10 protein-coding genes and 1 pseudogene are annotated in these 9,082 nt (G+C 70.4%); 9 read left to right on the top strand and 2 right to left on the bottom strand.

The genetic code is table 11. The features are described 5' to 3' along the window. The 4 genes from KDH83_RS27375 to KDH83_RS27360 all read left to right on the top strand — a co-directional run. Positions 1–156: plastocyanin/azurin family copper-binding protein (locus tag KDH83_RS27375; RefSeq protein ID WP_249205391.1), on the top strand; the 156-nt coding region annotated here is incomplete at its 5' end. Between the two features lie 132 nt (positions 157–288). After that, positions 289–993 (top strand): SDR family oxidoreductase, encoded by a 705-nt coding sequence (locus KDH83_RS27370; protein WP_212321494.1) that lies wholly within the window; start codon positions 289–291, stop codon positions 991–993. A 146-nt stretch (positions 994–1,139) separates the two neighbouring features. Further along, complete coding sequence (locus KDH83_RS27365) at positions 1,140–2,702, top strand: DUF1800 domain-containing protein (RefSeq protein WP_212321492.1); 1,563 nt, start codon at positions 1,140–1,142, stop codon at positions 2,700–2,702. Continuing rightward, positions 2,699–4,111 (top strand): DUF1501 domain-containing protein, encoded by a 1,413-nt coding sequence (locus KDH83_RS27360; RefSeq protein WP_212321490.1) that lies wholly within the window; start codon positions 2,699–2,701, stop codon positions 4,109–4,111. Before KDH83_RS27365 ends, KDH83_RS27360 begins: the two co-directional genes overlap by 4 nt. A gap of 4 nt (positions 4,112–4,115) precedes the next feature. On the opposite strand, the gene KDH83_RS27355 is transcribed toward KDH83_RS27360, so the two are convergent. Together KDH83_RS27355 and KDH83_RS27350 are read right to left on the bottom strand one after the other, a co-directional pair. After that, positions 4,116–5,090 (bottom strand): tripartite tricarboxylate transporter substrate binding protein, encoded by a 975-nt coding sequence (locus KDH83_RS27355; RefSeq protein WP_212321488.1) that lies wholly within the window; start codon positions 5,088–5,090, stop codon positions 4,116–4,118. Between the two features lie 31 nt (positions 5,091–5,121). Next, positions 5,122–6,210, bottom strand: coding sequence for a 4-oxalomesaconate tautomerase (locus KDH83_RS27350; protein WP_212321486.1), 1,089 nt, complete (start codon positions 6,208–6,210; stop codon positions 5,122–5,124). A gap of 61 nt (positions 6,211–6,271) precedes the next feature. Here KDH83_RS27350 and KDH83_RS27345 point away from each other — a divergent pair, with 61 nt between their 5' ends. The 5 genes and pseudogenes from KDH83_RS27345 to KDH83_RS27325 form a co-directional block, all read left to right on the top strand. Further along, positions 6,272–7,207 carry a LysR family transcriptional regulator gene (locus KDH83_RS27345; RefSeq protein ID WP_212321484.1) on the top strand — a complete coding sequence of 312 codons (936 nt, stop codon included), beginning with the start codon at positions 6,272–6,274 and terminating at the stop codon, positions 7,205–7,207. After that, on the top strand, positions 7,204–7,692 hold the full coding sequence (locus tag KDH83_RS27340) for a GNAT family N-acetyltransferase (RefSeq protein ID WP_212321483.1): 489 nt from the start codon (positions 7,204–7,206) through the stop codon (positions 7,690–7,692). The genes KDH83_RS27345 and KDH83_RS27340 overlap by 4 nt, the downstream gene beginning before the upstream one ends. A 103-nt stretch (positions 7,693–7,795) precedes the next feature. Next, a complete protein-coding gene (locus KDH83_RS27335; protein WP_212321482.1) occupies positions 7,796–8,164 on the top strand; it encodes a hypothetical protein in 369 nt (122 codons plus the stop codon). 21 nt (positions 8,165–8,185) lie between these two features. Then, entirely contained in the window at positions 8,186–8,698 is a 513-nt protein-coding gene (locus KDH83_RS27330; protein ID WP_212321481.1) for an RNA polymerase sigma factor, read from the top strand. A gap of 1 nt (position 8,699) precedes the next feature. Next, positions 8,700–9,082, top strand: a pseudogene (locus tag KDH83_RS27325) (anti-sigma factor); the annotation flags it as partial.

Below are 9,082 nucleotides of genomic sequence, written 5' to 3'. Positions count from 1 at the left end.
CGCGTCATCGCCCACCCCAAGGTGATCGGCGGCGGCGAATCGTATTCCGTGCCCTTCGACGTGAGCAAGCTCGCGGCCGGCCAGGACTACACCTACTTCTGCCCCTCCCCCGGCCCCTCCGCCATGATGAAGGGCACGCTCAAGCTGGTCGACTGACCCGCCCGCGTCTCTCGGCGCCCCGTCCTCCCGGCCCCCGGCCGGAAGCGCGGGGCGTTTTGCCGTCCGGCGCCTGCCCCTACAATGGCCGCTCCCATGATCCCGGGCACGGCCCCACACGCAGGAGCGAACATGAGCAAGGAAAAAGTAGCGATCGTCACCGCCGGCGGCAGCGGCATGGGCGCGGCCGCGGCGCGCAAGCTGGCGGCCGACGGCTTTCGCGTCGCCATCCTGTCCTCCTCGGGCAAGGGCGAGGCCCTGGCCGGCGAACTGGGCGGACTGGGCGTGACCGGCTCGAACCGCTCGCCCGAGGACCTGGCGCGCCTGGTCGATACGGTGATGGCCAAGTGGGGCCGCATCGACGCGGTGGTCAACAGCGCCGGCCACGGCCCCAAGGGTCCGCTGCTGGAAATCAGCGACGCCGACTGGCAGCTGGGCATGGAGTTCTACCTGCTCAACGTCGTGCGCATCACGCGCCTGGTGGCCCCGATCATGCAGGCGCAGCGGTCCGGCGCCATCGTCAACATCTCCACCTACGCCACCTTCGAGCCCGAGGCGCTGTTCCCGACCTCGGGCGTGTTCCGCGCCGGCCTGGCCGCCTTCACCAAGGTGTTCTCGGACGAGTACGCGGCGCACAACGTGCGCATGAACAACGTGCTGCCCGGCTTCATCGACAGCCTGCCCGAAAAGGAAGAGCGCCGCTCCCGCATTCCCATGGGCCGCTACGGCACGGCCCAGGAAGTGGCCGACCTGATCGCCTTCCTGGCCTCGGACGCCTCGTCCTACATCACCGGCCAGAACATCCGCATCGACGGCGGCATCACCCGTTCGGTCTAATCCGGATGGCCGTCCCCGCGCCTCCGCCCAGCGCGGCGCGCGGGACTGCTCATCCTTTGGATGGCGCTCATCCGTCTGGCGGTATTGAAGCGCCGGCGCGCCCGTCGTTACCTTAGGGTTCCGCTTCCCGACGAAGGCGCCCCGCCATGCCCGCAACGCCGTCCATGGCGCCCGCCACCGCGCCGGCCGACTATCCCCCGCCCAGCGCCGGCCAGGCCTCGCGCTTCCTGGCCCAGGCCAGCTTCGGCGCCACCCCGGCGGACATCGCAGCCGTCATGCGCGACGGCTATGCCGTCTGGCTGGACGCGCAGCTGGCCATGCCGCCGTCGCAGACGCATTTCGACTGGCTGCTGCAACAGGGCAGGAACACCGAGGAATACAAGGGCAACGGCATCAACGCGCCGCTGGACGCCACGCTGTGGCGCAAGTTCATCAGTGCCCCCGACCAGGTGCGCACCCGCGTCGCCTTCGCGCTGTCCGAGATCTTCGTGGTGAACGTGGCGTCCATCACCGCGTCCTGGCCGCTGTTCGGCGCGGCCGGCTTCATGGACCTGCTGGCCGAACACGCGCTGGGCGACTATCGCAGCCTGCTCGCCGCCGTGAGCCGGAACCTGTCCATGGGCTGCATGCTGACCTATCGCGGCAGCCGCAAGGAAGATCCGCGCACCGGCCGCCATCCCGACGAGAACTACGCGCGCGAGATCATGCAGCTGTTCAGCATCGGCCTGCTGCAACTGCGCCCCGACGGCACGCCCCGCCTGGACGGCGGCGCGCCGGTGGAAACCTATACGAACGCCGACGTCCAGGGCCTGGCCCGGGTCTTCACCGGCTGGGACCTGGACGGCGCCGAAACCGATGTGGAATTCCACCGCCGGCCGATGAAGCTCGATCCGGCGCTGCATTCGATGGCGGAAAAGCGCTTCCTGGGCACCGTCATTCCCGCCGGCACGGGCGGCCCGCAATCGCTGGCGCTGGCCATGGACGCGATCTCGGCCCATCCCAATGTCGGCCCCTTCATCGGCGCGCAGCTGATCCAGCGGCTGGTCGCCAGCAACCCCAGCCCGGCCTATGTGGCGCGCGTGGCGGCGGTCTTCGCCGACGACGGCCTGGGCGCGCGCGGCAACCTGAAGGCCGTGGTGCGCGCCGTGCTGCTCGACCCGGAAGCGCGCTTTCCCGACCTGGCCTCGCCCCATTGGGGCAAGGTGCGCGAACCCATCCTGCGCTTCTCCGGCTGGGCGCGGGCCTTCGGCGCGCGCTCGATCAGCGGCGCCTGGGCCATGCCGGACACCAGCGACAACACCATCCGGCTGGCGCAAAGCCCGATGCGCGCGCCCAGCGTGTTCAACTTCTTCCGGCCGCGCTACACGCCCGCCGCCACCGAGCTGGCGCGCCAGGGCCTGGCCGCGCCGGAATTGCAGATCACTGACGAAACCAGCATCGCCGGCTACCTGAACTTCCTGGCCATCTACGCCGACCGGGGCTGGGAAGACCTGCAGACCGACTACGCCGCCGAGCTGGCGCTGGCCGGCGATCCCGATGCGCTGGTCGCCCATGTCGCGCTGCTGCTGGCGGGCGACGCCTTCAGCGAGGCGACGGCGCGACGGATCGCGACCGCGCTGCGCGACATTCCGCCCGAGCGGCCGCGCGACCGCGTGCGCGCCGCCATCGTGCTGGTGGCGGCCTCGCCCGAATACCTGGTGCAGAAATGAGCTCTACACGACATGCCGATGCCGGCCGGCGCGCCTTCCTGCTGCGCGCCTGCGCGCTCGGGGCGGCGGGCGCCGCGGCGCCACTGGCCGCCAACCTGGCGGCGCTGGGCGCGGCCGCGGCGCAGGAAGCGCCCGTCGGCTCGTACAAGGCGCTGGTCTGCGTGTTCCTGTACGGCGGCAACGACCCCTACAACACCATCGTGCCGTATGACGAGGCCTCGCACCGCGCCTACGCCGCCGCGCGCGCCGACATCGCGCTGCCGCGCGAGGCGCTGCATGCCACCGTCCTGGGCGGCGGGCCGGAAGCGAACGGGATGCGCTTCGCGCTGGCCCCGTCGCTGGCGCCGCTGGCGCCCCTGTACGCGCGCGGGCGCATGGCGGTGGCGCTGAACGTCGGCCCGCTGGCCGCGCCCACCAGCAAGGCCGACTATATCGCCGGGAAAGCCGCGCTGCCGCCCAAGCTGTTCTCGCACAACGACCAGCAGTCGTACTGGCAGGCGCTGGCGCCGGAAGGCGCGTCGTCCGGCTGGGCCGGACGCCTGACCGACCTGCTGCTGGCCGGCTCGGCCACATCGGGCATGGCGGGCGTCACCGCCGGCGGCAACGCGGTGCTGCTGGCCGGCCGCCATTCCTCCGGCTATCGCGTCGGCCCGCAGGGATCGACCGCCATCGCCCAGCTGCGCGACGGGCTGTATGGCTCCGAAGCCTGCAGGGCGCTGCTGCGCGACCTCATCACCGCGCCGCGCCCGCACCTCATGGAAAGCAAGCTGGCAGCCATCGCCGTGCGCTCGATCGCCTCGGACGCGCGCCTGCGCGCCGCGCTGGCCGCCGTGCCGCCGCCACCCGGTTTCGCCGGCATCGACACGCCGCTGGCGGGGCAGCTGCGCATCGTGGCCCGCATCGTCGCCGCGCGCCAGGCGCTGGGCGCGCGCCGCCAGGTGTTCTTCGTGTCCCAGAACGGCTATGACAACCACACCGGCCTGCGCGACGACCATCCCGCCCTGCTGCGCGAGCTGGGCCAGGCGCTGGCGGCCTTCCAGGCGGAACTGGACAGGATCGGCATGGCCGACCAGGTCACCACCTTCACCGCTTCCGAATTCGGCCGCACCCTAGGTTCGAACGGCAACGGCTCGGACCACGGCTGGGGCGGACATCAGCTGGTGCTCGGCGGCGCGGTGCAGGGCGGACGCTGCTACGGCACGCATCCCGACATCGCGCTGGACGGACCCGGCTTCGTCGACAACGGCCGCCTGCTGCCGGACATGGCGGTGGAACAGCTGGGCGCCGAGCTGGGCGCCTGGTTCGGCGCCGGCCGCGACGAGCTGGCGCTGGCCTTTCCCAACCTACGGCGCTTCGGCCCCGGCCCGTCGGGCCTGCTGCGCGCGCCGGACAGGGCCATCCGGGCCTGATCGATCACATCCCGCCCGCCATCAGACGCTCGCTGTCGACCAGGCGTTTCCAGCGCACGGCCTCGCTTTCAACGAATCGCGCCAGCTCCTCGGACGAACTGCGCCGGACCTCGGCGCCCTGCTCCGCGATCTTGGCGGCCACGCCGGCATCCGCGAGCGCCTGATTCAATGCCGTGTTCAGCTTGCTCACCACCACCGCGTCCAATCCCGCCGGCGCGAACACCGCATACCATTGCGGCACCTCGACGCCCGGCACGCCCGCCTCGGCCAGCGTGGGCAGGTTCGGCAGCGAACCCAGCCTTGTCGGACCGGCTACCGCCAGGGCGCGGATCTTGCCCGACTGGAGCTGGGGATATGCGCTGAAAAGGCTGGGAAACATGACCTGCGTAACGCCGGCCAGCGTGTCGTTCAACGCCGGCGCCGAGCCCTTGTACGGCACATCCAGCATGTTCACGCCGGCGGCGCGGTTGAACAGCAGGCCCGCGACCGACGGCGCCGTGCCCGGACCCGCCGACGCGTAGCTCAAGCCGTCGGGATGCTTCTTGCCGTAGCGCACCAGCGCGGCGACATCATCCACGCCCAGGCCGGCATTCACCACCAGCAGCGTGGGCGAGTCCGCCACCAGGCCTATCGGCGTGAAGTCACGCACCGGATCGTAGTTCAGCCTTTGCATGGCCGGGTTGATGCCATGCGTGCCGATGTAGCCCAGCATCAGCGTGTAACCATCGGGCTCCTGTCTCGCCACATAGTCCGCGGCGATGGCGCCCTGCGCGCCCGGCTTGTTCATCACCACGACGGTCTGCCCAAGCAGCTCGCCCATCTTCTGCCCGATGATGCGGGCGAGCACATCGTTGCCGCCGCCGGCGGCCGTGGGCACGATCATGGTGAGCGTCCGCTCGGGATAGGCGGCGGGCGCCGGCGTGGCGCAAATAAACAGCAGGACGGCGACGCAGGCCGCGGCAAAGGAATGGGAACGCATGGCATGTCTCCTGGCTTTTGACTGCCGGCCTCTATGGGGCGGCACGGGGAATGGAGTTGGGCAGGTAGAGCACCCCCTTCATGATTTTTCGCGCGGTGCGCACCAGGCCGGCACGCCGTATCGAGACGCCGTCGGCCCCGAGTTCCACCTCGATGTCCATCCCGCCGGACGGATGCTCGATGCGCACGCCGCGGCTGCCGGCGGCTGGCTCCGGGCCTCCGAAGTCATGCGCCACCGTGCCCGGTATGAGAAAAGCGCAGGCCACGCCCACCGCGCCGGTCGCGGCATGCGCGCGATGGCAGGACCGTGGCGTGAAATAGCGCGAACGCAGCGCCATCGGCTGCGTGCCCGGCGCCAGCAGCACGGGCTTGGGCAGCACGCTGTCGCGGACATCGCCCAGCCTCATACGCCGGCCCGCCTCCAGACGCACCGCCTCGATGCGGGCCATCAAGTCCGGATTGGCGTCCAGCTCCGCCGGCGTCTCGTCGCCGCGCAGGCCAAGGTCCGCGGCCTGCATCAGCGCCATCGGCATGGCGGCGTCTATCAGCGTGACGCGCAGGCCGTCGATGCGCTCCTGCCGCTGTCCTGAGGGAAACAGGCCGCCGGTCACCGCGCCCCAGGCATCCAGGAAGTTCAGGCGGACGGGCGCCGCCGTGCCGGCCACACCGTCGATGCGCGCGGCGCCTTCGTAGGTCAGGCGGCCGCCCGGCGTCTGCACGATGGCCTCGATCACCGACCCTGTGTTGACGTTGTGGACCCGCACCGCGGTAACGCCTTCGCGGGCCGCGAGCAGCCCTTCATCGATGGCGAAAGGCGCGGCGCCAGACAGCATGTTGCCGCAATTGGGGCGCAGGTCCACGCTGGCCTGGTCCACCGACACCTGGGCGAACAGGTAGTCGATATCGCAATCGGGACGGCGCGAACGCGACACGATGGCGACCTTGCTGGTCAGGCTGTTGCCGCCGCCCAGGCCATCGACCTGCAGCGCATGCGGCGAACCCATCGCGGTCAGCAGCAGGCGATCGCGCTCGACCGGATCGGCGGGCAGCCAATCGGCCAGGAAGAACGGGCCGCGCGACGTGCCGCCACGCATCAGGACGCAAGGGATGATCGTTTCCATGCAGGCCATTCTGCGCAGGGCGAGCTAATATTTGAATTGCAATTTACGGATGGATTAATGCATGGCGCGCATCAATTTCGATCTCCAGGAACTGCAGGCCTTCGTGGCGGTGGCGGAACGCGCCAGCTTCCGCGCGGCCGCCGAGGATCTCCATCTGTCGCAGCCGGCCTTGAGCCGACGCGTCGACAAACTGGAGGCGCAGTTGGGCGCGAAGTTGCTGGAGCGCACCACGCGCCGCGTGACCCTCACGAATATCGGACGAGTCTTCCTCGAACGCGCCCGGACGGCCATCGACGAGCTGGAAAGTGCGGTGCTCAGCATTGGAGACCTGGCCACGCAACGGGAGGGACTGATCACCGTGGCCTGCGTGCCCTCGGTGGCGTACTACTTCCTGCCTGCCATCATTCAAGAGTATTCGCTGCGCTTTCCCCGCATCCGCGTGCGCATCATTGACGAAACAGCCAACACGGTGCTCAACAGCGTCGTATCGGGCCGCGCCGATTTCGGCATCAGCTTCTTCGGCACCCAGGAACCCGACGTGGACTTCAAGGCCGTGCTGCGCGAAGACTTCGTGCTTGCCGTTCGCAATGACCACCCGCTGTCGCGCCGCCGCAGCATCACTTGGGATGAACTGGTGGGAGAGCGCTACATGACCGTGGCCAAGGAAAGCGGCAACCGGCTGCTGATCGACGACGCGCTGGCCAAGAGCGGCAAGCGCACGGTCAGCGCCTATGAAGTCAGCCACGTCATGACGCTGCTCGGCCTGGTGGAAGCCGGATTGGGCGTCGCCGCCGTGCCCCGCCTGGCCATGCCGCTCAAGGGGCATTCCACCCTGGCCAGCGTCCTGCTGGAACAGCCCAGGGTCACCCGAAGCCTTGGCCTGATCTCGCGCCGAGGCCGCCCGCTGGCGCCGGCGGCGCAACAGTTATATAACCTGATTGACCAGACTGGAAAATCAGCCAAGCGCAAACCCTCTCTCCGGCCGTCCTCCCCATGAACCTCATCTCCCTGGCCTTGCAACCCGCCACCGAAGACGATCTGCCTTTCCTGCTGACGCTGCGCAAGGCGACCATGACAGAACACCTGGCCCGCGCCGGTGTCCCCCAAGACGACGAGCATCATCTGGCGCGCATCCGTCACCACTTCAGCGACGCGCAGATCGTCTGGTTCCATGGCCGGCCCGCCGGCCTGTTCAAGGCGTATCGCGATCCCGCCGGCTGGCGCCTGGTGCAGATCCAGATCGATCCCGCGTTCCAGGGCCAGGGGCTGGGCCGTCGCCTGCTGGCCGGCCTGCTGGAACAGGCCGACGCCGAGGGCGCGCCGGTGACGCTGTCGGTGCTGGACGGCAACCCCGCGCGCCGGCTCTACGAGGCGATGGGCTTCACGGCCCAGGAAACCCAAGGCCAGGAAATCGAGATGCGCTATGCGCCCCGTGCGCCTCGAGCGCCCCTGGCCTCGCTCGCGGCCCGCTCGGCGGCGTGAACCGCGCCGGCCCGGATTTTTTTTTCCGGGCGTGGAATAAGCAAGGAGCGGGCAGCGTCTATCCCAGGCAGTCCCCAACCCAACTATTTCCACGAGGCATACCATGCGCAAACCCACCGCAGCCCTGCTGGCCCTGGCCGGCGCCGCCCTGTTCTCGGCCGCCGTCCAGGCCCAGCCCGTCAAGGCCCAGGACGGCGTCCTGGTCAACGAAGCCGGCATGACCCTCTACACCTTCGACAAGGACGCAGGCGGCAAGAGCGCCTGCAACGACCAGTGCGCCAAGCTCTGGCCGCCCGTCATGGCCGCCGCCGACGCCAAGGCCTCGGGCGACCTCACCATCATCACCCGCGACGACGGTGGCAAGCAGTGGGCCTACAAGGGCAAGCCGGTCTACCTGTACGCCAAGGACGCCAAGGCCGGCGACAAGACCGGCGACAACTTCAAGGACGTGTGGCACGCGGCCAAGCCCTGATCCCGCCGCACCCTCCGATCCATGCGCGCCGAAGACGAAGCCGCGATCCTCGCCTGCATTCCCAGCCTGCGGCGCTATGCGCGCGGGCTGGCGGGCGATCCGCAGCGCGCCGACGACCTGGTCCAGGACACGCTGGAGCGCGCCTGGAGCCGCTACTCGCGCTGGCAACGGCGCGGCGAGCTGCGCGCATGGATGTTCGGCATCATGCACAACCATTTCGTCGACGGCCTGCGCGCCAGCCGGCGGCAGGCCGAGCAGACGCCCGTGGACGAGCTGCCCCAGGTGCCGGTGCGCGCCACCCAGTCCGACGGCCTGGAAGTGCGCGACCTGGACCGCTGCCTGCGGGCGCTGCCGCCCGAACAGCGCGAGGTGCTGCTGCTGGTCTGCGTCGAGGAGCTGTCCTACCAGGACACCGCGCAAGTCCTGGACGTGCCGATCGGCACGGTGATGTCGCGCCTGTCGCGCGCCCGCGAACGGCTGGGCGCGCTGCTGCAAGGACGCGAAGCCGCCACCAGGCTACATCGCGTGAAATGACATGAACGACAAACGCCTGCACGCCATCCCCGCCACCGGCGCCCCCATCGCCGAGGCCGACCTGCACGCCTACGCCGACGGCCAGCTCGCGGCTGCGCGCCGCACGGAGGTCGAGGCCTTCCTGGCCGCGCATCCGCAGGACCGCGCCCGCGTGGACGCATGGCAGGCGCAACGCCAGGCGCTGCGCGCCCTGCTCGACCCGGTGCTGGACGAGCCGCTGCCGCTGCGCCTGCCGCTGGCGCCCCCGGCGCGCGCCTGGCCCTGGCGCGCGCTGGCCGCCGGCGTCGCCGTGGCGGTGGTCAGCGGCGGCGCGGCCTGGGGCGCGCGCGGCGGGCTGGGACGCCACCGGGGCCCCGCGGCGCTGGCCGCCGCGGGCCCGACGCG

The sequence above is a fragment of the Achromobacter sp. Marseille-Q0513 genome (assembly GCF_018195695.1).
Taxonomy (GTDB): Bacteria; Pseudomonadota; Gammaproteobacteria; order Burkholderiales; family Burkholderiaceae_B; genus Achromobacter.
This window is presented reverse-complemented; position numbering and strand designations above follow the sequence as displayed.

Bases quoted from the DNA above. Each gene is read 5' to 3' on its own strand.
- KDH83_RS27365 (WP_212321492.1), top strand. From the start codon at position 1,140: ATGCCCGCAACGCCGTCCATGGCGCCCGCCACCGCGCCGGCCGACTAT.
- KDH83_RS27360 (WP_212321490.1), top strand. From the start codon at position 2,699: ATGAGCTCTACACGACATGCCGATGCCGGCCGGCGCGCCTTCCTGCTG.
- KDH83_RS27350 (WP_212321486.1), bottom strand. From the start codon at position 6,210: ATGGAAACGATCATCCCTTGCGTCCTGATGCGTGGCGGCACGTCGCGC.
- KDH83_RS27345 (WP_212321484.1), top strand. From the start codon at position 6,272: ATGGCGCGCATCAATTTCGATCTCCAGGAACTGCAGGCCTTCGTGGCG.
- KDH83_RS27330 (WP_212321481.1), top strand. From the start codon at position 8,186: ATGCGCGCCGAAGACGAAGCCGCGATCCTCGCCTGCATTCCCAGCCTG.
- KDH83_RS27340 (WP_212321483.1), top strand. From the start codon at position 7,204: ATGAACCTCATCTCCCTGGCCTTGCAACCCGCCACCGAAGACGATCTG.
- KDH83_RS27335 (WP_212321482.1), top strand. From the start codon at position 7,796: ATGCGCAAACCCACCGCAGCCCTGCTGGCCCTGGCCGGCGCCGCCCTG.
- KDH83_RS27370 (WP_212321494.1), top strand. From the start codon at position 289: ATGAGCAAGGAAAAAGTAGCGATCGTCACCGCCGGCGGCAGCGGCATG.
- KDH83_RS27355 (WP_212321488.1), bottom strand. From the start codon at position 5,090: ATGCGTTCCCATTCCTTTGCCGCGGCCTGCGTCGCCGTCCTGCTGTTT.